The organism is Sorangium sp. So ce367 (genome assembly GCF_051520455.1).
GTDB lineage: Bacteria > Myxococcota_A > Polyangia > Polyangiales > Polyangiaceae > Sorangium > Sorangium cellulosum_B.
The window spans coordinates 6062291-6086527 of sequence record NZ_CP150334.1 but is presented as its reverse complement, the minus strand read 5'-3'; the positions used below and the strand labels follow the sequence as shown (position 1 = coordinate 6086527).

12 protein-coding genes are annotated in these 24237 nt (G+C 71.6%); 7 read left to right on the top strand and 5 right to left on the bottom strand.

All coding sequences use genetic code 11. The features are described from left to right. Positions 1 to 117: 117 nt before the first annotated feature. Entirely contained in the window at positions 118 to 5820 is a 5703-nt protein-coding gene (locus tag WME97_RS23120; RefSeq protein ID WP_437554915.1) for a sensor histidine kinase, read from the top strand. 19 nt (positions 5821 to 5839) lie between these two features. Here WME97_RS23120 and WME97_RS23115 read toward each other — a convergent pair whose 3' ends face one another. After that, positions 5840 to 6874 carry a cation diffusion facilitator family transporter gene (locus tag WME97_RS23115; protein WP_437554914.1) on the bottom strand — a complete coding sequence of 345 codons (1035 nt, stop codon included), beginning with the start codon at positions 6872 to 6874 and terminating at the stop codon, positions 5840 to 5842. 336 nt (positions 6875 to 7210) lie between these two features. Between WME97_RS23115 and WME97_RS23110 the strand changes: the two genes are divergently transcribed. Then, positions 7211 to 12904 carry a sensor histidine kinase gene (locus WME97_RS23110; RefSeq protein ID WP_437554913.1) on the top strand — a complete coding sequence of 1898 codons (5694 nt, stop codon included), beginning with the start codon at positions 7211 to 7213 and terminating at the stop codon, positions 12902 to 12904. Between the two features lie 52 nt (positions 12905 to 12956). Here the strand turns inward: WME97_RS23110 and WME97_RS23105 are convergent, their stop codons facing one another. From WME97_RS23105 to WME97_RS23095, 3 genes are all read right to left on the bottom strand, one after another. After that, the gene (locus WME97_RS23105) at positions 12957 to 14207 is read right to left on the bottom strand and encodes a zinc-dependent alcohol dehydrogenase (RefSeq protein ID WP_437554912.1); all 1251 of its coding nucleotides are present in this window, start codon (positions 14205 to 14207) and stop codon (positions 12957 to 12959) included. Between the two features lie 290 nt (positions 14208 to 14497). Continuing rightward, a complete protein-coding gene (locus tag WME97_RS23100) occupies positions 14498 to 16195 on the bottom strand; it encodes an AAA family ATPase (RefSeq protein ID WP_437554911.1) in 1698 nt (565 codons plus the stop codon). A 101-nt stretch (positions 16196 to 16296) separates the two neighbouring features. Beyond that, the gene (locus tag WME97_RS23095; protein ID WP_437554910.1) at positions 16297 to 17073 is read right to left on the bottom strand and encodes a tetratricopeptide repeat protein; all 777 of its coding nucleotides are present in this window, start codon (positions 17071 to 17073) and stop codon (positions 16297 to 16299) included. Between the two features lie 58 nt (positions 17074 to 17131). Here WME97_RS23095 and WME97_RS23090 point away from each other — a divergent pair, with 58 nt between their 5' ends. The 4 genes from WME97_RS23090 (at position 17132) to WME97_RS23075 (ending at position 21417) form a co-directional block, all read left to right on the top strand. Beyond that, positions 17132 to 18415 carry a glycoside hydrolase family 1 protein gene (locus WME97_RS23090; RefSeq protein WP_437554909.1) on the top strand — a complete coding sequence of 428 codons (1284 nt, stop codon included), beginning with the start codon at positions 17132 to 17134 and terminating at the stop codon, positions 18413 to 18415. Between the two features lie 26 nt (positions 18416 to 18441). Beyond that, entirely contained in the window at positions 18442 to 20271 is a 1830-nt protein-coding gene (locus WME97_RS23085; protein WP_437554908.1) for a radical SAM protein, read from the top strand. A 59-nt stretch (positions 20272 to 20330) separates the two neighbouring features. Further along, positions 20331 to 21149 carry a HugZ family protein gene (locus WME97_RS23080; RefSeq protein WP_437554907.1) on the top strand — a complete coding sequence of 273 codons (819 nt, stop codon included), beginning with the start codon at positions 20331 to 20333 and terminating at the stop codon, positions 21147 to 21149. Between the two features lie 64 nt (positions 21150 to 21213). After that, positions 21214 to 21417, top strand: coding sequence for a hypothetical protein (locus WME97_RS23075; RefSeq protein ID WP_437554906.1), 204 nt, complete (start codon positions 21214 to 21216; stop codon positions 21415 to 21417). Between the two features lie 53 nt (positions 21418 to 21470). Here WME97_RS23075 and WME97_RS23070 read toward each other — a convergent pair whose 3' ends face one another. Beyond that, positions 21471 to 22763: a PAS domain S-box protein gene (locus tag WME97_RS23070; protein ID WP_437554905.1), complete on the bottom strand. Its 1293-nt coding sequence runs from the start codon at positions 22761 to 22763 to the stop codon at positions 21471 to 21473. Positions 22764 to 23084: 321 nt separating this feature from the next. On the opposite strand from WME97_RS23070, the gene WME97_RS23065 reads away from it, so the two are divergent. Then, a complete protein-coding gene (locus WME97_RS23065) occupies positions 23085 to 24236 on the top strand; it encodes a lysylphosphatidylglycerol synthase domain-containing protein (protein ID WP_437554904.1) in 1152 nt (383 codons plus the stop codon). Position 24237: the final 1 nt, after the last annotated feature.

The following is a 24237-nucleotide window of genomic DNA, read 5'->3' as shown; positions in this document are numbered from 1 at the left end:
GCCGGCCGTGCGGCTGCGTCGCCTCGGCCAGGCGCGCGGACGCGACCGTTCCGGCGTCGACAGCTCTCCTGTTCCACGGAGCCGCCGGGCGCCAGCGATCCATGGCGTTTCTTCCCCATGGAGGTGAGCCCGGCCTCCCCGTACGCGATCACCGAGATCCTCCACGAGGGCCAAAGTACCCGCCTGCTTCGCGCGGTCCGGAGCGCCGATGGCTGCCCGGTGATCCTGAAGGTCCTCGACCCGAGGCGCAGCCGCCCGAAGGACATCGAGCGCCTGAAGCACGAGTATGCGATCGGCAAGGCGCTGAGCAACGAGGCCATCGTGGCGCCGCTCGCCCTCGAGACGTACGAGGGGCTGCCGGCGCTCGTCGTCGAGGATTTCGGCGGTGAGTCGCTCGACCGCTTGCTCGGCGCCCCCATGAAGGTCGATCGGTTCCTCGAGCTCGCGGTTCGTATCGTCGCCGGGGTGGCGGAGCTCCACCAGCGGGACGTCATCCACAAGGATCTCAAGCCCCAGAACATCCTCGTCAACGCGGCCACAGGTCAGGTCAAGCTCGCCGACTTCGGCCTCGCGTCCCGCCTCTCCCGCGAGCAGTCGCCGGCGGGGCCTCCCCGGCTCATCGAGGGCTCCTTGCCGTACCTGGCTCCGGAGCAGACGGGGCGGATGAACCGGGCGATCGACAGCCGCACCGATCTCTATGCGCTCGGGATCACGTTCCACGAGATGCTCACCGGGCGCCTGCCGTTCGAGGCGCGGGACCCGCTCGAGTGGGTGCACTGTCACGTCGCCCGCGTCCCGCCGCCGCCCTCCGCGCTCGCCCCGGAGCTGCCCGAGGTCGTCTCGGCGCTCGTCCTGAAGCTCCTGGCGAAGATGGCGGAGGATCGCTATCAGACCGCGCGCGGGCTCCAGCACGACCTCGAGCGGTGCCTCTCGGCGTGGCGAGCCACCGGCCGGATCGAGCCATTCCCCCTGGCCGAGCGCGACGTCTCCGATCGCTTCGCGATCCCTCAGAAGCTCTATGGCCGCGAGGAGGACGTGGCCGTGCTGCTGCGCGCGTTCGAGCGCGTGGCAGGCACGGGAGCCCCCGAGCTCGTCCTGGTCTCAGGCTATGCGGGCATCGGCAAGTCGGCGCTGGTCCACGAGCTGTACAAGCCGATCGTCCGGGAGCGAGCGCTCTTTCTTTGGGGGAAGTTCGATCAATACAAGCGCGACATCCCGTACTTCACGCTCGTCCAGGCCTTCAGGGAGCTCGTGCTGGAGATCCTCGCCGAGGACGAGGACCGGATCGCGGACATCCGGCAGCGGCTGCTCGGCGCCCTCGGGATCAACGGACAGCTCATCGTGGAGGTCATCCCTCAGCTCGAGCTCGTCATCGGCCGGCAACCGCCGGTTTCTGAGCTCCCGCCGGCGGAGGCGCAGAACCGGTTCCGCGTCGTGTTCCGGCACTTCATCGGGGTGTTCGCCCGGAAGGAGCACCCCCTCGCGCTCTTCCTCGACGATCTGCAGTGGACCGATGCTGCGAGCCTCGGGCTCCTTCATGATCTGGTGACGCACCCCGAAACGCCATATCTCCTCGTCGTCGGCGCGTACCGCGACAACGAGGTGACCCCCTCGCATCAGCTCGTGCGGGCGCTCGACCAGGCGCGGAAGGAGGGGGCGCGCATCACGGACATCGTGCTCGGCCCGCTCTCCCGGGACCACCTCGCCGCGCTCGTCAGCGATGCGCTTCGCTGCCGCCGCGAGGACGCCGCGCCGCTCTCGAACCTCGTTTACGAGAAGACGGCTGGCAACCCGTTCTTCGCGATCCAGTTCCTCTCCGCGCTGCACGAAGAGCGGCTGATCGCGTTCGACGAGCGCGCCGCGGCCTTCCGGTGGGACGTGGCGAAGATCCGCGCGAAGGGGTTCACGGACAACGTGGTCGACCTGATGGTCGGCAAGCTCGCGCGGCTCCTCCGGCGCACCCAGAGAGCGCTGACGCAGCTCGCCTGTCTGGGAGGCACCGTGGAGGTCACCCTCCTGACGACCGTTCAGGGCGGCTCGGAGGAGGACGTGCACACGGATCTTTGGGACGCAGTTCATGAGGGGCTCATCTTTCGCTTGAACGGCGCGTACAAGTTCCTCCACGACCGCGTCCAGGAGGCGGCCTATTCGCTCATCCCCGAAGGCGAGCGGGCGGAAATGCACCTCGGGATCGGCCGGCTGCTCGCGTCGCATACGCCGCCCGAGAAGCTCGAGGAGAAGATCTTCGAAATCGTGAACCAGCTCAACCGCGGCGCCGGGCTCATCACGTCGCGGGGCGAGCGTGAACGGGTCGCCGAGCTCAACCTCGTGGCGGGCAAGCGCGCCAAGGGGTCGACCGCCTACGCCTCGGCGCTGGCGTACGTCGCCGCCGGCGCGGCGCTCCTCACCGAGGAGAGCTGGTCGCTTCGTTACGAGCTCGCCTTCGCGCTCGAGCTCTACCGGGCCGAGTGCGAGTACCTGACCGGCGAGCTGCCGACAGCCGAGGAGCGGCTGGCCATGCTCTCGCGCCGCGCGCGGAACGTCGTCGACTTCGCCGCCGTCACGTGCGTGCGCATGGCCCTTTACACGACCCTGGATCAGAGCGACCGCAGCGTGGAGGCGTGCCTCGAGTACCTCCGGCGCGTCGGCGTCGCGTGGCCGCCGCACCCGACGGACGCGGAGGTCCAGCAGGAATACGAGCGGATGTGGCGAAGGGTCGGGAGCCGCCCGCTCGAGGAGCTCCTCGATCTGCCCACGATGACCGACCCGGACTGCCGCGCGACCATGGACGTCCTCTCGTCGTGCGATGTGCCGGCCTTGTTCTCCGACAAGAACCTGCTGAGCCTCCTGATCGCTCGCATGGTGAACCTCAGCCTCGAGCATGGCAACTGCGACGCATCATGCCTCGCCTACGTCCGGCTCGGCTCGCTCCTCGGATCGCACTTCGGCGATTATCAGGCGGGGTTTCGCTTCGGCAAGCTCGGCCTCGATCTGATGGAGAAGCGCGCGATAGTCCGCTTCAAGGCCCGTGTCTATTTCGTCTTCTGGTACACCATCAACCCATGGACGAGGCACGTACGCACCAGCCTCGAACCATTACGACGCGGCTTTCACGCGGCGCAGGAGACCGGCGATCTCACGTATTCGTCCTATCTGTCCGCCGTCCTGGTGACGCTCCTCCTCACGGAGGGAGATCCGCTCGGCGAGGTGCAGCGAGAGGCCGAGGTAGCCCTCGCGTTCACGCGGAAGGCGAAGTTCGGCCTCGTCGTCGACCTCATCACCGGACAGCTCAGGTTCATCCGGACGCTCCGGGGGCTCTCGCCGGTCCTCGGCTCCTTCAACGAGGATGACTTCGACGAGGGCCGGTTCGAGCGGCGCCTCGAGCGCGATCCGCGCCTCTCGATCGCCGCGGGCTGGTACTGGCTCCACAAGCTGCAGGCGCGGTGCCACGCGGGTGATTACGCCTCTGCCCTCGAGGCCGGGGCGAAGGCACAGCGGCTCCTCCGGACGTCGCCGGTGTTCCTCGCGCTCACCGAATACCATTTCTATGGTGCGCTCGCGCGGGCGGCGCGCCACGACGCGGCACCTCCATCCGCCGACGAGCGGTCGCAGCACCTCGCGGCGCTCGTCGCCCACCACCATCAGCTCCAGGTCTGGGCCTCGAGCTGCCCGGAGAACTTCCGCGATCGCGCGGCGCTGGTCGGCGCCGAGATTGCGCGCATCGGCGGCGAATGGGACAAGGCGGAGCATCTTTACGAGCAGGCCATCCGCTCCGCGCGCGAGAGCGGTTTTGCCCACAACGAGGCGCTCGCCCACGAGATCGCGTCGAGGTTTTACCGGACGCGAGGGTTCGACCTGATCGCCGACACGTACCTCCGCGAGGCCCGCGCCTGTTACGACCGCTGGGGGGCGGACGGCAAGGTCAAGCAGATCGACCAGCAACATCCGCACCTCTGGGACAAGACGCCGCTCGCCCCGACCGCTTCCTTCGCGGTGCGGTCCGAGCAGCTCGACCTGCTCTCGGTGACCAAGGCATCGCAGACCCTGTCGAGCGAGCTCGTCCTCGACAAGCTGTTGCGCGCGCTGCTCGCGGTCGTCCTCGAGCAGGGCGGCGCGCAGAGGGTATGTTTCCTCCTGTACCAGGACGGGCGCCTCTTCATCGAGGCGGAGGCCACCCTCGAAGAGAGAGGGGCGGCGACGACCCTCCTCCCGCCGAGGGCGGAGGATGGCTCGCGGCGCGTCCCCATGTCGCTCGTCCGCTACGTTCAGCGGACGAAGGAGCGTGTCATCCTGCGCGATGCCGCCGCGGACGCGGGCAAGTTCTCCGGCGATGGCTACTTCGCGCGGCATCGGCCCAGGTCGCTGCTCTGCGCGCCCATCCTGAGGCAGGGCGAGGTGGTGGGCCTGCTCTACCTCGAGAACAACCTCGTCGAGGGCGCGTTCACGCCGGAGCGGCTGACCGCCCTCTCGCTGCTCGCCACACAAGCAGCGATCTCCCTGGAGAACGCGCGGCTGCTCGCGAACGAGCAGGCCGCGCGGACCGCGGCCGAGGCGGCCGAGCGCCGCGCGGCCTTTCTGGCCGAGGCCGGGGACATCCTCTCCGGGTCGCTCGATTATGGCGAGACGTTGTCGCGTATCGCGCAGCTCTCGGTACGATCGCTTTGCGACTGGTGCGTCATCGATGTCGTGGAAGGTGGAGAGATCCGGCGAATCTCCTGGGCGCACCGAGATCCCACGCTGGAGTCGTTGATCCAGGAGCTGGAGCGGCGCTATCCTCCTGGCCGGGACTCGCCCCATCCCGCGGCCACCGTCCTGCGCAGCGGTGAGCCGCTCCTGCTCCCCGAGCTCTCGGAGGCCATCCTCCGGGAGCATTGCGAGGACGACGGGCACGTGAGGCTCCTCCGAGAGCTAGGGACCGCGAGTGCCATCACGGTGCCGCTCGTGGCGCGGGGACAACCGATCGGGGCCCTGAGCATCGTCTCGTCCGTGCCGGAGCGCCGCTACGAGGATGCGGATCTCGAGCTCGTGCAGGAGGTGGCGCGCCGGGCGGCGATCGCGATCGACAATGCGCGGCTCTACCGCGCCGCCCAGGAGGCCATCCGCGCGCGGGACGAGTTCCTGACCGTGGCGACGCACGAGCTCAACACGCCGATGACGTCGCTCACGCTCACGCTCGAGGCGATGGAACGGACCCTCCGATCGGGTCGAACCTGGGATCCGCAGGCCATGGGCCGGCAGGTCGACCGCGCGCTGCGGCAGGCGGCGCGCCTGACCCGCCTGAACAGCGAGCTGCTCGACGTCTCGCGGATCAACGCGGCTCGGCTGAGGCTCGATGTGGCGGAGGTCGATCTCGGGGAGGTGGTCCGCGACGTGCTCGCGCGGTTCAAGCTGGATCTGGTGCGCGCCGGGTGTGCGGTCTCGCTGCGGGAGTGCGGCCGGGTCGTGGGCCTCTGGGATGGTTCTCGCGTGGACCAGATCGTCTCGAACCTGCTCGCCAACGCGATCAAGTTCGGCGCGGGCAACCCGGTGGAGATCTCCCTCGGCGAGGAGGCGGGGATGGCGCGGCTCTCGGTGCGGGATCACGGGATCGGGATCGACCCGGCGCGCCAGGGGCAGATCTTCGAGCGGTTCGAGCGCGCGGTGTCGGACAGGCACTACGGCGGGCTGGGGCTCGGCCTGTACATCAGCAGCAGGATCGCGGAGGCGCACGGCGGCTCGATCCACGTCGAGAGCGCGCTCGGCGCCGGGGCGACGTTCGTCGTCGAGCTGCCGCGGGCCGGGCCGCCGCCCGGGGCCGGGCCGCGCGCCCAGCCGGGCTGAGCGGCGCCGCCGGGGGCCCTCACGCCGGCTCGTCGCGCTCGGGGTCGATGTGCACGAGCACCTCTGCGTCGGGCTCGATGCTGAGGATGGCGTCGCGCGCGCGGTCGCTGGTCGCGTGCGCGCGCGCGAGGGGGAGGTCGCCCGGGAGCTCGATGTGCACCTCCACGAACAGCGTGCGCCCGGCGATCCGCGTGCGCAGCCTGTGGTGGCCGAGGAGCTCGCCGCGCGCGCGCATGGCGTCGAGCGCGGCCGCGATGGCGCCGACGCGCTCCTCTGGGGCGCTCGTGTCGATGAGGTCGCGCACGCCGAGCCGGAGGAGGGTCCCCGCGGACGTGAGGATGTAGACGGCGACCGCGACCGAGAGGACGCCGTCGATGCGGGAGAAGCCCGTCGCGTAGGTGAGGGCGACGCCGGCGAGGACGGCGAGGTTCGCGGCGATGTCGGTGCGGTAGTGGACGGCGTCGGCCTGGATGGCGCTCGAACCGGTGCGCGCGGCGACCCGGCCGAGGTAGGCCACGAGCGCCGCGGTGATGAGCGCGGCGGCGGCCATCGCGCCGAGCGTGACGGCGGCGAGGCGGAGCGGCTCGGGCGCGAGCAGCCGCCGGATCCCCTCGATGAGCAGGTAGACCCCCGAGCCGCCGATGAGCAGGCCCTGACCGGCGGTCGCGAGGGTCTCGATCTTCGCGTGGCCGAACGGGTGCGAGCGGTCGGGCGCGGCGTGGGCCAGCTGGATGGCGAGGGCGTTGGCCGAGGAGGCGAACAGGTCCGTGAGCGAGTCGACGGCGCTCGCGGTCACGGCCATCGACTGGCCGAGCTGGCCGGCGACGAGCTTGCCGAGGGCGAGGCCGCCGGCTGTCAGCGCCGCGATGCGCCCGGCGCGCAGCGCGGCGCGGGCGCGGTCGGCGGGGTCGAGGCGGCGCTCGGCGGAGGGAGCGGCGCCGCGATCGACGGCGCGGGCGGTAGGCGCAACGCCGGGGTCAGGGCGGGCGGCGGGGTCGGCGCGGGCGGACGGGTTGGGGCGGGCGGCGCGGGCGGCAGGTCGTGGTCCGCTCATGGCCGGGAGGCTACCCCGCGACGCCCTTGCCCGTCATGCGCGTGGTGGTCAGGATCACCCGAGTGGGGAGGTCCCTGCTCGTCGGGGCCCGCGACGTGCACCGCGGAACTGCCGGGCCTGACCCGTGGTACCTATCGATAGAGGGGGTGCTGGGGTGACACGATCGTGGGAGGCCGTGGCAGAGAATGCGGTCCCCGGCGGGCGTCATGCGCTCACGCCGGTCGTGTGGCTGCGTCGTCTCGGCGAGGCGCGCGGACTCGAGCGCTCCGGCGCCGACGGCAGCCCCCAGGGGCCGCCAGGCCGCCGGGCGCCGGCGCTTCACGGAGTGCCTTCCCCATGGGGATGAGCACCGCCTCGCCATACACGATCATCGAGACCCTCCACGAGGGCCTGAGGACCAGCGTGCACCGCGCGGTCCGGCGCTCCGATGGCCGCTCGGTGATCTTGAAGATCATCGACCCGAAGCGCAGCCGCCCGCAGGACGTCGAGCGCCTGAAGAACGAGTACGCGATCGGCAAGATGCTGAATCACGAGGCCGTCGTGACGCCGCTCGCCCTCGAGACGTATGAGGGGCTGCCGGCGCTCGTCATGGAGGATTTCGGCGGCGAGTCGCTCGATCACTTCATCGGCGCGCCGATGCCAACCGAGCGGTTCCTCGACCTCGCGGTCCGTATCGTGGCCGGCGTGGCGGCGCTCCACGCGCAAGGCATCCTCCACAAGGATCTCAAGCCCCAGAACCTCCTCGTCAACGCGGCCACCGGCCAGGTCAAGCTCACCGACTTCGGCCTCGCGTCCCGCCTCTCCCGCGAGCAGCCGCCGGCGGGGTCTCCCGGGCTCATCGAGGGCTCGTTGCCGTACCTGTCTCCGGAGCAGACAGGCCGCATGAACCGGGCGATCGACAGCCGCGCCGACCTCTATGCGCTCGGCGTCACCTTCTACGAGATGCTCACCGGGCGCCTGCCGTTCGAGGCGCGGGACCCACCGGAGTGGGTGCACTGCCATGTTGCCCGCGAGCCGCGGCCGCCCTCCGCGTTGGTCCCGGAGCTGCCCGAGATCCTCTCTGCGATCGTCCTGAAGCTCCTGGCCAAGATGGCGGAGGATCGCTACCAGACCGCGAGCAGCCTGCACCATGACCTCGAGCGGTGCCTGGCCGAGCTCCGGGCCAACGGCAGGCTCGAGCCGTTCCCCCTGGCCGAGCGCGACGTCTCCGGCCGCTTCCAGATCCCTCAGAGGCTCTATGGCCGCGAGGACGAGGTCGCCGCGCTGCTGTCCGCGTTCGAGCGCGTGGTCGGCACCGGAGCCCCGGAGATCGTCCTGGTCTCGGGCTATTCCGGGATCGGCAAGTCTGCGCTGGTGAGCGAGCTGCACAAGCCGATCGTCCGCGCGCGGGGATTCTTCCTCTCGGGGAAGTTCGATCAGCTCACGCGCGATATCCCGTACTCGACGATCGTCCAGGCCCTCCGGGAGCTTGCGCTCGAGCTCCTCGCCGAGAGCGAGGACCGGATCGCGGTCGTCCGGGAGCGGCTGCTCGCCGCCCTCGGGGTCAACGGACAGCTCATCGTGGACGTGATCCCGCAGGTCGAGCTCGTCATCGGGCGGCAGCCGCCGGTCGCCGCGCTGCCGCCGGCCGAGGCGCAGAGCCGGTTCCGCGTCGTGTTCCGGCGCTTCATCGGGGTATTCACCCGGAAGGAGCACCCCCTCGCGCTCTTTCTCGACGATCTCCAGTGGGCCGATCCCGCGAGCCTCAGGCTCCTCGAAGACCTGATGACGCACCCCGAGACGCGGTGTCTGCTCGTCATCGGTGCCTACCGCGACAACGAGGTGACCCGCTCCCACCCGCTGACGCTGGCGCTCGATCAGATGAGGAAGGGGGGCGCGAGCGTCCGGGAGATCGTGCTTGGCCCGCTCTCCCGCGAGCACCTCGCCGCGCTCGTCAGCGACACGCTCCACTGCCGCCGCGAGGACGCCGCGCCGCTCTCGGATCTCGTCCACGAGAAGACGGCCGGCAATCCCTTCTTTGCGATCCAGTTTCTCATGGCGCTCCACGAGGAGCGCCTGATCGAGTTCGACGTCTACGCAGAGGCCTGGCGGTGGGACGTCACGAAGATCCGCGCCAAGGGCTTCACCGACAACGTGGTGGCCCTGATGGTCGGGAAGCTCATGCGGCTCCCTGCCAGCACCCAGGAAGCAGTGAAGCAGCTCGCCTGTCTGGGAAACACCGCAGAGGCCGCGTTCCTGGCGATCGTCCATGGCCGCTCGGAGGGGGTGTTGCACGCGGTCCTCTGGGAGGCCGTCCGCGCAGGGCTCGTCGTCCGCACGGACGGCGCGTACAAGTTTCTCCACGACCGTGTCCAGGAGGCGGCCTATTCGCTCATCCCGGAGGACGAGCGCGCGGTGATGCACCTCGGGATCGGCCGTCTGCTCTCGTCGCGGACGCCGCCCGAGGAGATCGAAGAAAAGATCTTCGAGATCGTGAACCAGCTCAACCGCGGCGCCGCGCTGATCACGGCGCGGGAAGAGCGCGAGCGCGTGGCCGAGCTCAACCTCGTGGCGGGCGAGCGCGCCAGGAGAGCCACGGCCTACGCCTCGGCGCTGAGCTATCTCACGGTCGCCGCCGAGCTTCTCAGAGGTGAGGGCTGGGACACGCGGTACGAGCTCGCCTTCGCGATCGAGCTCCACCTGGCCGAGTGCGAGATCGTCACCGGCGCCCCGGCGGCGGAGGAGCGGCTCTCCGCGCTCTGGCGCCGCGCGCGGGACCTCGTCGAGGCGGCCGCCGTCGCGCGCAAGCGCGTTGAGCTCTTCACGACCCTGAACTGGAGCGACCGCGCTGTCGGCGCGTGCCTTGAATACCTCCGGCGCGTCGGCGTCGCGTGGTCGCCGCACCCGACGGACGAGGAGGTCCAGCGGGAATACGAGGGGCTATGGGAGCGGCTCGGGAGCCGCTCGATCGAGGAGCTCATCGACCTGCCCCCGATGACCGATCCGGCCTCGCGGGCGACCGTGGACGTCCTCACGTCGACCATAGCGCCAGCGCTCTTCACCGATGCCAACCTGCTCGCCCTCATCCTGGGTCGCGCCGTGAACCTCAGCATCGCGCATGGCAACAGCGACGCCTCGTCCTTCGCCTACGTCTACCTCAGCACGTGCCTCGGCCCGCGCTTCGGCGACTACCAGGCGGCGTACCGCTTCGGCAAGCTGGGCTTCGATCTGGTGGAGAAGCACGGGCTGCTCCGCTTCAAGGCCCGCGTCTACGCGACCTTCGCGTTCATGGTCCTGCCCTGGACGAGGCACCTGCACGCCAGCGTCGAGCTCATGCGGCGCGCCCGCGACGTGGCGCAGGAGACCGGCGACCTCGCATATGTGGCCTATACCGGCAGCTCCCTGGTCTCGCTGCTGCTCTCGGGCGGCGATCCGCTCGACGAGGCGCAGCGCGAAGCCGAGAGAGAGCTCGAGTTCGCGCGGAGGGCGAGGTTCCATCTCATCGTCGACATCTACACCGGAAACCGGCGGCTCATCCGGACGCTCCGGGGCCTCTCGTCGGACTTCTCCACCTTCAACGACGCGGAGTTCAACGAGGGCCGGTTCGAGCAGCACGTCATGAGCGATCCCACCCTGACGGTCGCCGCCTGCTGGTACTGGATCCGGAAGCTGCAAGCGCGCTTCTACGCGGGCGACCACGCCTCCGCCATCGAGGCGGCGTCGAGGGCAGAGCAGCTGCTCCCGTCGTCGTCGGCGTTCTTCGAGGCGGCGGAGTACCATTTCTATGGCGCGCTCGCGCGGGCGGCTCACCACGACGCGGCGACCAGCGACGAGCGGCCCCGGCACCTCAATGCCATCGTCGCCCACCACCACCAGCTCGAGCGATGGGCGACGAACTGCCCCGAGAACTTCGGGAACCGAGCGGCGCTGGTCGCCGCCGAGATCGCGCGCATCGAGGGCCGGCTCCTCGACGCCGAGCGCCTCTACGAAGAGGCCATCCGCTCGGCGCGCGATAGCGGCTTCGTCCACAACGAGGCGGTCGCCTGCGAGGTCGCGTCTCGGTTCTACCGAGCACACGGGTTCGACAGGTTCGCCGACACCTACCTCGGCGACGCGCGGACCTGCTACGCCCGCTGGGGCGCCCGCGGCAAGGTGACGCAGATCGACGGGCAGAACCCGCGCCTCCGCGAGCCGGGGCCCAGCCCGTTCACGGCCACCTTCGCGGCTCGGCCCGAGCAGATCGACCTGCTCTCGGTGACCAAGGCCTCACAGGCCATCTCGCGCGAGATCATCCTCGACAGGCTCCTGCGCACGCTGCTCGAGGTCGTGCTCGAGCAGGGCGGCGCGCAGAGGGCCTGCATCCTCCTGAGTCAGGACGGAAGGCTCTCGATCGAAGCGGAGGCCGCGATCGAGGAAGGAGGGGCGGTGGTGAGCGCCCTCGAGTCGGGGCCGGTGGATTCCTCGCAGCGCCTCCCCTCGTCGCTCGTCGACTACGTGTGGCGGACCGAGGAGCGGGTCATCCTGCACGACGCGGCCGCCGATGCGGGCAGGTTCTCCGGCGACGCCTACTTCGCGCGGAGTCGGCCCAAATCGCTCCTCTGCGTGCCCATCCTGAGGCGGGCCGAGGTGGTGGGCCTGCTCTTCCTCGAGAACAACCTCCTCGCGGGCGCGTTCACGCCGGAACGGCTCACCGCCCTCTCGCTCCTCGCCTCGCAGGCGGCGATCTCCCTGGAGAACGCGCGGCTCCTCTCGAAGGAGCAGTCCGCGCGGACCGCGGCAGAGATGGCCGTGCGGCGCGCGGCCTTCCTGGCCGAGGCCGGGGAGATCCTCTCCGGGTCGCTCGATGATGGGGAGACGCTGTCGCGGCTCGCTCGGCTGTCGGTGCGATCGTTCTGCGACTGGTGCATCATCGACGTCGTGGAAGGTGGAGCGACCCGGCCCGCGGCCTGGGCCCACAGAGATCCCGCGAAGGAGCCTTTGCTCGCGGAGCTACGGCGGCGATACCCTCCTGGCCGGGACTCGCCCCACCCGGCGGCCAGCGTCCTCAGGAGCTGTGAGCCGCTCCTGCTCCCCGAGATCTCCGACGAAGTCATCCGACGACACGCCGAGGACGACGGGCACGCGAGGCTCCTCCGCGAGCTCGGGGCACGTAGCTCCGTCGCCGTGCCGCTCGTGGCGCGGGGACAACCGCTCGGGGTGCTCAACGTCGTCTCGTCCGCGCCGGGGCGCCGCTACGGGGACGCCGATCTCGAGTTCGTCCAGGAAGTGGCGCGCCGGGCGGCGATGGCGATCGACAATTCGCGGCTCTACCGTGCTGCCCAGGAGGCCGTCCGGATGCGGGACGAGTTCCTGACCGTGGCGACGCACGAGCTCAACACGCCGATGACGTCGCTCACGCTCACGCTCGAGGCGATGGATCGGGGCATCCGGTCGGGTCGGCTCTGCGACCCGCAGGCCATGGGCAGGCAGGTCGACCGCGCGTTGCGGCAGGGAGCGCGCCTGACCCGCCTGAACAGCGAGCTCCTCGATGTCTCGCAGATCGACGCGGCTCGGCTGAGGCTCAGCGTCGCCGAGGTCGACCTCAGGGAGGTCACCCGCGACGTGGTCGCGCGATTCAGGCTGGATCTGGAGCGCGCCGGGTGCTCGGTCTCGCTCCGGGACGGCAGCCGGATCGTGGGCCGCTGGGATCGCTCTCGCGTCGATCAGATCGTGACGAACCTCCTCGCCAATGCGATCAAGTTCGGCGCGGGCAAGCCCATCGAGGTCGTCCTCGGCGAGGAGGCCGGGATGGCGTGGCTCTCGGTCAGGGATCACGGGATCGGCGTCGATCCGGCGCGCCAGGAGTGGATCTTCGAGCGCTTCGAGCGCGCCGTGTCCCACCGGCACTACGGCGGGCTGGGGCTCGGCCTGTACATCAGCCGCAGGATCGCGGAGGCGCACGGCGGCTCGATCCGCGTGCAGAGCGCGCCCGGCGCCGGCGCCACGTTCATCGTCGAGCTGCCGCGCGCCGGGCCGCCGCGCACCGTCGATCCGAGCGCTCTGCCGAGCTGAGCGCCGCTTTCAGGGGGTGGGCGCGGCGCCTCCTTGCGCAGGCGGCGCCGGACTACGCGACGGCGCGGTCCAGGTGGGCAGGCGCCCCCGCCCGCGACGGGCGGAGCTCGACCTTCACCCACCCGGCGTCTCGCCGATCGAAGGCCTTGTAGGCGTCGATCGCCGACTCCAGGGGCGCTTTCTTGGTGAGGATCGTGGTGGGATCCACCTGGCCGGTCTGCACGAGGTCGACGAGCTTCGGGATGTACTTCCTGTGATTGCAGTTGCCCATCTGGAGGGTGAGGTTCTTGTTCATGGCCTCTCCGATGGGGAACGTGCGCGACGTCTGCGGATAGACGCCGATGACGGCGATGGTCCCCGCCTTGGCCACGCACCGGACGGCCCACTGCAGCACCTGCGACGGCCCGTCGCCGGCGCGGAAGGCGTCGCCGGTGGTCCGCGCGTTGGGGGCGATCTGCTTGACCTCGAGGTCGAACGCCTTGGCCTGCTGCTTTGCCTCCTTGTGGGCGGGGCCTTCGTGCGGGCGCTCGGCGTCGACGCCCACGGCGTCGATCGCCCGGTCCACGCCGATGCCGCCGGTGAGGCGCAGGATGGCCTCGATCGGGTCCTCGGCGGAGAAGTCGACGGTCTCGGCGCCCTGCTCGCGCGCCATCTCGAGGCGGTCGGGCACGCGATCGACGGCGAGGATGCGCCCCGCGCCCATGAGCTTGGCGCTCGCGATCGTGAACAGGCCGACGGGGCCGCAGCCGAAGATCGCGACCGTGTCGCCTGGCTTGATCTCGGCGAGCTCGGCGCCGAAGTACGCCGTCGGGAAGATGTCGGAGAGCAGGATGGCCTGGTCGTCGCTGACCCCGTTCGGCAGCTTGACGAGGCCGACGCCCGCGAAGGGGATGCGCGCGAGCTCGGCCTGCAGCCCGTCGAACGGGCCCGACATGGCGGGGCCGCCGAAGAACGCCGTGCCCGCGTGCTTGCCGTTCGGGTTCGCGTTGTCGCACTGCGCGTAGTACGCGGCGCGACAGTACGAGCAGTAGCCGCACGCGATCGTCGAGGGCACGACGACGCGATCGCCCTTCTTCAGGTTCCGCACGTCGGCGCCGAGCTCCTCGACGACGCCGACCGCCTCGTGACCGAGGACCGTGCCCGGCACCATCCCCGGCATCGTGCCGCGGACGAAGTGGAGATCGGTCCCGCAGATGGCGCTCGCCGTGATCCGGAGGATCGCGTCGGTCGGCTCCTTGATCTTCGGCTCCTTGACGTCGTCCATCCGGATGTCGCCGACGCCGTGAAACACTACCGCCTTCATGGGTTCTCGCTTTCTCCCTCAAGGGGCGGCGCGCCGGCCGGCCGAGAGGCACAGGCCGCCGCGCTCTGCAGAGATGTCCGAGGTTCTGGACGCCGCGTGTCCGTGCCGATCCCGTGCCAGCCTGCGCGTGCAGCCGCGGCGCGGAGGGCAGCAACCGAGGTGCCAGCGGGACATCGCCCGGAGATCCGGCTCCGGCGCGCTGCTCGCATCCGCGGCGCGCTGCTCCTCGGGCAGTGGGGCGATCGTGACAATCTGCCCCGTCCGGGGCCGCCCGCCGCAGGGGAGCCCGGTTATCCGGGCTCGTCGGATCGGACGCGGACGACCTTGCCGTCGAACGCGACGGCCAGCGCGAAGATGGGCGCGGCGCCGCTCGCGCGGAGCTCGGCGGCGTAGTCGCGCGCCCGGATCTGCGCCACCGCCTCGTCGAGCGCCTGCTCGAGGCTGACCCGCGGCGCGCGGGCGACCTTGAGCTCGAGCACGACGCCAGGCCGGCCCGGCTGCGCCGGCCGGATCATCACGTCGGGCCGCCCTTGCCCGGATTCGCGGTTAGAACGCACCTGATGGCCCGGCTCGAGCGCCGCGAGCAGGCCGGCGACGAAGCCGTGATAGACCGCCTCCGGATCGACCCTCGTCGCGTCGTGGTACGAGAGCACGCCGGTGACGAACGCCTGGAGCTCCGCTTCGAACCCCGCGGCGTCGCCCGAGAGGAGCGCGGCGAGGAGTCGTTGCATGCTGCTGCCCTGCCGCCTGAGCCGCGCCTCCGCCCAGCGGCGGAACGTGCCCGTGTAGAGCAGCCGCACCTCGCGGTTCGGGATCTTCAGGGCGTGCGCTGGCTGCTCCCCGTGGCCGCGCGAGCGCTTCTCGGCGCGCAGGTATCCCGAGAAGACCAGCAGCCCGAACAGCGCATCTTCGTTCTGCGCGAGGTCGCCGATGGCGACGTTCTCCTCGAGGACGCGCTCGAGCTCGCCTCCCTCCATCAAGACCTCCAGCGCGGGCTGCAGCGTCACGGCGTGCTCCTCGATCACCTTCTGGATGAGATCGTTGGAGCTCGTGCCGAGCCAGAACGGGAGCGGATCCTGGTCTTGCCCTTCGAGGAAGCTGAGGATCGACCAGGGGTTGTAGATGACGGCGCCGCCGAAGTCGTACCCGTTGTACCAGGCGCGGATCACCTCCAGCAGGCCGCGCCGCCCCGCCTTCTCGAGCAGCGCTTCCACCTCAACCTCTGTGAACCCGAAGCAGGTGTTGAAGTCCGATCGGAGGAGCGAATAGGCGACCACGTTGTTGAGCCCGGAGAAGATGCTCTCGCGCGCTACCCGGAGGATGCCGGTGAGGACGGCCCTGTGGAGGTGCGGATTGCCCTTCAGCCCCTCGGTGAGGAACGTGCGCATGAAGTCGAGGATCCGAGGCGCATAACCGTGCAGATACCCGGCGTGGATGGGCTCGTCGTACTCGTCGATGAGCATCACGACGCGCTCGCCATGGAGGCGGTGGAGGTGGCTCGACAGATCCAGGAGCGCCCGACCATAAACGGCCTCGGACGCCGTGCCGTCCAGCACTTCCTTGTAGCGGCGCTGCTCCACCTCCCCGAGCTGACCGCTGTCGAGCACGTGGCGGTGCTGGTTGTAGAGCTCGACGATCTTCTCTCGCAGGGCAGCCCAGCAGCGCTCGAACGTCTCCTGTTTCGCTCCCTTCAGCGTCAGGTAGATGACGGGATACCGCTGGAAGTGCTCGCGATAGCGCTCTCCGGCCCGCCATACCGAGAGATCTTCGAACAGGTGGGACAGGTCCTCCTGCCGCTTCTCGAAGAACCAGCGCAGCATCGATAAGTTCAGTGTCTTGCCGAACCGTCGGGGGCGGGGGAGGAGGACGACCTGGACGCCCCCTTTGTCGACGAGCTCCAGGATGAGGTGGGACTTGTCGACGTACTCCAGCCCGGACTCGCGGAGCTGGCGGAAATCGTCGATGCCGAGCGGGACGCGGAGGGACATGGGATTCCAGCCGTATGCGGCCCGTCCGATAGGAGGTCAAGCGAGCCGCGCCGCTGGCCGCGCCCCGTGGCCGATACGGCCGCCGGGCCGCCGTCGTGGCATCACCGCCCTTCGCGCCGCCGATCCGCCGCGCTCCCCCGCGCAGGCGCGGCGGCGTGCCGCGCGAGCGCGCGCCGGACCGGGCCGCGATCGGCGCCGCCGGCGCGCACGGGATCGGCCTCGCCGACCAGCACCGACAGCGCGCGCGCCTGCGTCGTCGCCGCGGCCGCGAGGGCGCGATCGCCGTTCCGCGCGGCGAGCGCCGAGAGCCGCCGCGCGACGCCGAGCGCCGCCGGCAGCGCGCCCGCCGCCACGTACGCGGCCGCGAGCTCCTGGAGCAGCTCGCCGTCGTCGCCGCGGAGCGCCGCCGCCGCTTCCAGATCGGCGATCGCCTCCTCGCGCCGCCCCTCGCGCGACCGCAGCGCCGCCCGGGCGCGGTGGCCCTCGACGAAGCCGCTCACATGGTCCAGCCCCACCGTGTACGCGCGCTCCGCCTCGCGCGGATCGCCCGCCCGCTCGTACAGCGCGCCCAGCCCCAGGTACGCCGGGCCGTAGGTCGCGTCGAAGCGGACCGCCTCCAGGTACCGCCGCAGCGCCACATCGGCCTCGCCGGCCGCGGCGCGGGCCTCGGCCTGGCGCGTCAGCTCGGCGGCCTGGGCCGTCGCCCAGCCGACCCCATCCGCCCGGGCCGGCGCGGCCCCGTGCAGCAGCGCCGCGGCGAGCGAGGCGGCGGCGAGGGCGCGCGCTCGCGCGCTGTTTCGGGGGCGCGCGCCCCCCGCCTCTACGCACCGCGCCGCGCACACCGGGCCGAGCGTACCGGCGCCCGGCCCCTCGAGCAATCGGACGGCTGCTCCGGAAGGCAGCCGCCCGGCGCGAGTTCGCGTAGGATGCGCGCTCATGGGTGAGGATCTGCGCTTCCCGGACGGGTTCCTGTTCGGCACTGCCGCCTCCGCCACACAGGTCGAGGGGCACTGCGCGCAGAGCGACTGGGCCGCGTTCGCGCGCGAGCCGGGGCGCGTCCGCGGCGGCGATACGCCGGACGACGCGTGCGACCAGCTGCACCGCTTCCGCGAGGACGTCGCGCTCCAGGCGCGGCTCTGTATGGGGGCGCACCGGCTCTCCATCGAGTGGGCCCGCGTCGAGCGGGAGCCCGGCGAGTTCGATCCGGCCACGTGGGACCACTACCGGGACGTGCTCGGCGCGCACCGGGACGCCGGGATCACCCCGATGGTCACCGTCCATCACGTCACCCTGCCGCGCTGGGTCGCGCAGCGGGGCGGCCTGCTCTCGCTGGAGCTGCCGGCGCTCCTCTCGCGCTTCGCCGAGCGCGCCGTCGAGGCGCTCGGCGACCTGTGCCAGCTCTGGGTCACCATCAACGAGCCCAACATGCTCGCCCTGCAGGCCCACCTGCTCGGCGTCTGGCCGCCGGCGCGGAGCTCGCCCGTCGAGGCGGTGCGCGCCCACCAGAACCTCTTCCGCGCCCACGCCGCCATGTACCGCGCCATGCACGAGGCCGCGGGCCGGCGCGGGCATTCCATCTCGGTCGGCGTCGCGCACCACCTGCGCGTCATCGAGCCGGAGCGGTTCGGGCGGCTCGCCGACCGCATGTGGGCGGCCCTCTTCGAGCGGCTGTTCAACGACGCGTTCGCGCGCGCCGTCTGCGACAGCGGCCTGCACGACTTCTTCGGCGTGAACTACTACAGCCGCGACCTTGTCCGCTTCTCGGCGGCGCACGCGCGCGCCGGGTTCCTCCGGCGGCTCGTCCCCGAGGGGGCGGAGGTCAGCGATCTCGGCTGGGAGATCTACCCGGAGGGGCTCGGCTACGTGCTCGACGCCTGGTGGCCCCGCGCCCGGGTCCCGATCTACATCACGGAGAACGGCATCGCCGACGCCGACGACGACCAGCGCCCGCGGTTCCTCGTGCGGCACCTCGCGGAGGTCGCGCGGGCCATCGAGCGCGGCGTCGACGTGCGCGGGTACATGCACTGGTCGCTGCTCGACGGCTTCGAGTGGGCCGAGGGCTACGCCCCGCGCTTCGGGCTTGTGGAGGTCGACCGCGTGACCCAGGAGCGCAGCCCGCGGCCCAGCGCCGAGCTCTACGCCCGGATCGCGCGCGCGCGCAGCATCGAGGCAGACGGCCCGGGCGGCGCGCTTCGCTCTCGCGGCGCCGCGCCCGCGTGACGGACGGCACCGGAAAGGCAGGATCGATGCGCATCGCGCTGCTCTACCCACCGCCCTGGAAGATCCCCGCGCCCGGGGAGGCGCCCGACACGAGCGGCGACGGCCCGCCGGCCGAGTACCGCGAGGGCGACCTCGACCCGGACTTCCACCAGACCCCGTACGGGCTCTTCTCGCTGGGCGCGCAGGCGCTCCGCGCGGGCCACCAGGTGAAGGTGCTGAACCTCTCGTCGTACCCGTTCTCGCAGGTCGAGCGGGTCGTGCGCGAGCTCGGCGCGGACGTGTTCGGCCTGTCGTGCTGGACCGCCAACCGGCGCGGCGTGGCGCTCACCGCCCGGTGCATCCGGCGGCTCCACCCCGGGGCGCACATCGTCGTCGGCGGGCCGCACGCGACCCCGCTCGCGGCCGAGATGCTGCGGCACCACCCCGAGATCGACACGGTGACGCTCGGCGAGAGCGAGCACTCGTTCCTCGAGCTGCTCGATCGCCTCGAGGCCGGCCGGCCCGCGCTCGGCGTCCCCGGCACGGCGTACCGCGTCGACGGCCGGGTCGAGCTCGGCCCGCCCCGGCCCGCGATCGAGGAGCTCGACGCGCTCGCGTCGCCGCACGACCACTTCGCCACGCACATCGTGATGACCTCGCGCGGCTGCGCCTGGGCGTGCACGTTCTGCGGCGCCGAGGCGACCTGGGGCCGCGGCTTCCGGGGCCAGTCGGTGCCCTACGTGCTCGACTCCATCGAGGCCGCCGTGGCGAAGCTGCCGGTGAAGATGGTCCAGATCAAGGACGACACCTTCACGACGAACCGCAAGCGCGTCATCGAGATCTGCCGCGGCATCCGCGATCGGAAGATCTCTTTCCTGTGGAGCTGCGACACGCGCGTCGACGTGCTCGGCGAGGAGCTGCTCCGCGAGATGCGCCTCGCCGGCTGCCAGCGCCTGAGCCTCGGCGTCGAGTCGGGCTCGCCGTCCATCCTGAAGAACATCGACAAGAAGATCACGGTCAAGAAGATCATCGAGTCGACGGAGCTCGCGAAGAAGTACGGGATCCAGGTCCGCTACTACATGATGCTGGGCAACCGCGGCGAGACGGCGGAGACGTTCCGGGAGACGCTCGCGTTCCTGGAGGCGGCGAGGCCGCACCAGTACATCTTCTCGTGCCTGTCCATCTACCCCGGCACGCGCGACTTCGACGACGCCGAGGCGGCCGGCTGGCTTCAGCGCGACGTCTATTTCCGCGGCGACTTCCAGGAGCTCAAGACGCCGTTCGACGCCTCGGAGGAGGACACGGCGCTGATGAGCGCCTGGTTCGAGCAGAACAAGGGGTTGCGCGAGCTCTACCGCGAGGGGGTGGGGGAGCGCAGGGCGATCCTCGAGCTCCTCGGCGATCATCACGCGGCGCACCTGGAGCTCGGCGTCGCCTACCTCGACGCGGGGCAGCTCGACCTCGCGGAGCGGCACGCCGCGCGCGCGCTGGAGCTCGGCCATCCGCTGCCGGGGCTCGCGCTCAACGCGCTCGCGTGCGTCGCGGCGGGCCGGCGCGACTGGCAGGCGATGCAGGACCACTTCACGGCGGCCGCCAAGCGCGACCCGCAGCACGCCGTGCTCATCCGCAACGTGCAGGCGGCGCGCGCGTGGTTCGCGAAGGGCGGGCCGGGCAAGGGGCTCCCGCTCGATCTCGTCGCGCGCTGCGACTTCCAGCTCCTGGAGCGGACGGCGCAGCCGGCGCTCCCGGGGCCGCTCCCGGAGGACTTCGCCGTGTGGCCGCAGGCCGTGGCGCGGCCGGCGCCGCCGCGCGCGGCCGAGGCCGCCGCCCGCGACGCAGCGGCGCAGCGCGGGCGGCTCCGGGTGCTGCCGTCGTAGCGCCGCGCGGCGCGGGGCCCCGGTTCCTCCGGCCCTCCCGGCGTGCTACCCGCCCTTCCATGTCGACGAGCACAGACCACGGCCGCCCCGGCGCCGGCCCGGATCCGGCGGCGGACCCACCTCTCCAGGGCGCGAAGGCGCCGAGCCACGCGGAGCGCTGCCGCACGCTGGCGCAGCGGGCCCGCGCCGCCACGCTGTGCACGCTCGCGCGGGATCCCGCCGGCTATCCGTACGGCTCGCTCGTCGCCGTCACCGTGGACGCGCACGGGCGCCCGCTGCTGCTGCTCTCGGCGCTCGCCGAGCACACAGGCAACCTCAAGGTCCGCGCCGAGGCGTCGCTGCTCCTCGCCGAGCCCGCCGAGGGCCTGGCCGACCCGCTCGCGCTCGGCCGGATGACCCTGATCGGCCCGTGCCGCCCCCTCGAAGGCGCGGAGGCGGCCGCCGCCCGGACGAGCTTCCTCGCGACGCACCCGCGTGCGTCGTACTACGTCGATTTCACGGACTTTTCTTTCTACCGGCTCGACCCGGTGTCGATCCGCTACGTCGGCGGCTTCGGCCGCATGTCCTGGGTCGAGGCCGACGCGTACGCGGCCGCCGAGCCCGATCCGCTCGCGGCCGACGCCGTGGGGATCCTCGAGCACATGAACACCGATCACGCCGACGCCGTCCTCGCGTACGCGAAGGTCCTCGCCGGCATCAAGGACGCCACCGGCGCCACGATGACCTCGGTCGATCGTTACGGCTTCGAGCTGGACGTCATCACGCCAGCGGGGCCGAAGGCGACGCGCCTCCCGTTCGGCGCGCCGGTCTCGAGGACGGACGAGGTGCGGAAGGCGATGGTGGCGCTGGTCCGCGAGGCGCGCGGCCGCACCGCCTAGCGGCGCGCCGCGCGGGCGCCGTCCTGCCGCCGCTTGCCCGGGACGCCACCGCCGCCGCGATGCGGTGCGGGAGGCTGAGCAGCAGGCCATCGCCCAGCGGCTCGGCCGCCTCTTCGCGCGGCGGGTCGGGCGCCAGCCGACCGCCGAGGAGGAGCGCTCGATCCTCGAGCGCGCAGAGGCCATCGGGCCGGGCGAGGTCGAGGACGCCCTGCTCGATCTCGACACCGATGCGCTGGTCCGGTGGCTCGCCGAGCCGATCCGCCGCTGACCCGAGCGCGATCCTGACGGCGACGCCTCGCCGGCCAGGATCTCCGCAGCCCGTCACCCGTCGCGGCGCCGCGGGCCGCTCGCTCTCCTCCCGCCGCCGCGGCGCGAGCGCCCCAGCGCGTGGTGGAGCCCGCTCTGGAGCGAGCTCAGCGTGACGAGCTCCCGGAGGTCGATGCCGATGCCCACCATCGTCTGCGCCACCTCGGGGCCGACGCCGGTGAGGATGACCTCCGCGCCGAGCAGCTTGACCGCCTGGGCCGCCCTGATCAGCGAGTCCGCGATCTCGGCGTCCACCACCGGCACGCCGGTGACATCGAGGATGACCGTGGCCGCGCGCTGCGCCACCACCCCCTGGAGCAAGCGCTCCAGCAGCTGCTCGATGCGCACCCGGTCGAGCCGTCCGACGAGGGGCATCACCAGGATCCCCGCGTCGAGCGGGATGAGCGGCGTCGAGAGCTCCCGGATGGTCGCCTCCTGCGCGTCGATCATCTGCGCTTGAAGCGCCGCGCGCTCCGCCTCGGCCCGCCGGAGCTCGGTCACGTCGTACCCCTCGGCGATCAGGAGGACGCTCTGGCCCAGCGTGTCGAGGATCGGCTTCATCTTGAGGTCGAGCGTCGCCACGCGCCCGCCGGGCCCGTGGATCTTCACCTCGCACGAGGACGGCTCGCCCGAAGCTGCCCGGCGGACACACTCCCTGATCCGCTCCCCTGCGCTCGCTCCGCCGACCCAGAACGGCGCCTGCCAGAGCGGCCCGCCGCGCGCTTCGCCCGGCCGCGCCCCGGTGAAGTCGGCCATCCTCCGGTTGCACTCGATCAGGTCCCCGTGCGGGGTGAGCAGGCCGATGAACATCGACGTCTCGTCGAAGATCGCCCGGAACTTCTGCTCGCTCTCGCGCAGCGCCTGCTCGCGCTTCAGCTGCTCCGTGAGGGGGCGCGAGAAGGCCGAGAAGAACTGCTCATCACCGCTCTGGACGAGGTGAGAGCTCACCTCGACGTCGATCAGGTGGCCGTCCTTGTGGCGGTGCCTCGCGAGGAAGCGGAGCGACCCCCTGGCCTTGATCTCCTCGATGACCATGACGACCTCGTGCGGCGGCCGCGGGTCGATCTGGCCGATGTTCATCGTCAGGAGCTCGCTCCGGTCGTAACCCACGATGCCGGCGAAGGATGGATTGCAGTCGAGGATCTCGCCGTTCATCCCGACGACGTGGAACCCCTCGCCGGCCGCCTGCAGGATCAGCCGCGTCCGTTCCTCCTGGCGCCCCAGCTGCTCATGGAGCCTGTCGATCTCCTTTCGCAATCCGGCGTTCTCCACCCGGAGCCGCTCGATGCTGTCCTGATCCGTCTCCACGTTCGTTCTTCCTTCCATCCTTCCGGCCGCCCCCCTCCGCCCCGCCGAGGAGCCGCTCTCCCCTCCCGCGCGTCTCCAACGAACCAGGAAGATAGCCGATCCCGGCGTCACGCCGCGCGCTCGTCGGCTGCTCGGGCGCGTCGGGCGCGCTCGACCGGAGCGGACGAGCTCGACGAACCGCTGCGCTTGTCGTTGTCGCTGCGTGCCGCGACGTGTCGCCGCGGCGTTGCGCCCATGACATCAGCGCGCGACGAGCCTGCGCGATACGAGCGCTCGCCCTCGACCTCAGGCCCTCGGCCGGCGCCGGAGCGCGAATGTGCGATGACTCTCCTTGCCCCTGACGCTGCCCGTGATTCTCACGATGAGCCTCTCCGCGGGGCGCGATCCCGCCCGGGCGCCGGCGCCGTCGCGCTGAGGTGGCTCGGGGTCGCCATCGCGGCGGCGGCGCTCTGGAGCACGCTGCGCGGCGCGGATCTCCCGGGCGTCGCGGCGCTCATCGCCTCCGCGTCCGCGCCGATGATGGCGCTCGCCCTCGTCCCCAACCTCGTCGCGCGGCTCTTCCAGGCCGAAGCGAGCCGGCGCGTCTTTGGCACGCGCACGCGCAACCCCGCGTCCGGCCGCCACGCGCCGTTCTCCCGGTATCTCGCGCTCACGCTGTCGACCGAGGCGCTCACCATGAGCGTCCCCGCCGGCGCCGCCCTCTCCGAGTCGGTCACGTTCTATCTGCTGCACCGGTGGTGCGGGATCCCGGGGCCGCAGGCCGTCGCCGGCATCGCGGCGCGCAGGGCGCTGATCGTCCTCGCGAACGCGGCGTATGTCGCGATCGCCCTCGCGCTCGGCTTTGGCCACCTGGAGCGCGCCTCGCGCCCCCTGATCGGCGGGCCGGGGCTCCCGTGGCTCGTGGTCCTCTCGGGGCTCGGCCTGCTCGCCGTGGCGCTCGCGCTCGGGGGCGCGCTCCTCTCGGGCACGGTCGCGTCGCGGATCTTCGCCTGGCTGAAGCGCCTGCCCGGCCAGCGCGTGAAGGCCTCTATCGAGGCGAGAGAGGCGGCCTTCTCCGCGACCGACCGGCACGCGGCCGCGCTCGGGGAGCGTCGCTCGGCGCTCGTGGCGGCGGCGCTGCTGCTGCTCGGGATGTGGCTCGCCGAGGGGGCGGAGACGTACTTCTTCCTCCGGCTCCTCGGGGTCGACGTCTCGCTCTCCGAGGTCCTCTCGTTCGAGGTCGTCCTCGCGCTCCTCCGTGCCGCCGCCTTCATGGTGCCTGCCGGGCTCGGCGTGCAGGACGCCGGCTATGTCGCCTTCCTGACCGCGCTCGGCGTGCCCGCCGCCGCCACGGTGGGCGCCGCCTTCGTCCTCATCAAGCGCGCCAAGGAGCTCGTGTGGATAGCGCTCGGCCTGCTCGTGTTCTTCGGCGGCCGGGCGGCCTTCTGCCCGGCGCCCGCCCCCATGACGGGGAGCGATGCGACGAGAGGATGAG

Bases quoted from the DNA above. Each gene is read 5' to 3' on its own strand.
- WME97_RS23120 (WP_437554915.1), top strand. From the start codon at position 118: ATGGAGGTGAGCCCGGCCTCCCCGTACGCGATCACCGAGATCCTCCAC.
- WME97_RS23115 (WP_437554914.1), bottom strand. From the start codon at position 6,874: ATGAGCGGACCACGACCTGCCGCCCGCGCCGCCCGCCCCAACCCGTCC.
- WME97_RS23110 (WP_437554913.1), top strand. From the start codon at position 7,211: ATGGGGATGAGCACCGCCTCGCCATACACGATCATCGAGACCCTCCAC.
- WME97_RS23105 (WP_437554912.1), bottom strand. From the start codon at position 14,207: ATGAAGGCGGTAGTGTTTCACGGCGTCGGCGACATCCGGATGGACGAC.
- WME97_RS23100 (WP_437554911.1), bottom strand. From the start codon at position 16,195: ATGTCCCTCCGCGTCCCGCTCGGCATCGACGATTTCCGCCAGCTCCGC.
- WME97_RS23090 (WP_437554909.1), top strand. From the start codon at position 17,132: ATGGGTGAGGATCTGCGCTTCCCGGACGGGTTCCTGTTCGGCACTGCC.
- WME97_RS23085 (WP_437554908.1), top strand. From the start codon at position 18,442: ATGCGCATCGCGCTGCTCTACCCACCGCCCTGGAAGATCCCCGCGCCC.
- WME97_RS23080 (WP_437554907.1), top strand. From the start codon at position 20,331: ATGTCGACGAGCACAGACCACGGCCGCCCCGGCGCCGGCCCGGATCCG.
- WME97_RS23065 (WP_437554904.1), top strand. From the start codon at position 23,085: ATGACTCTCCTTGCCCCTGACGCTGCCCGTGATTCTCACGATGAGCCT.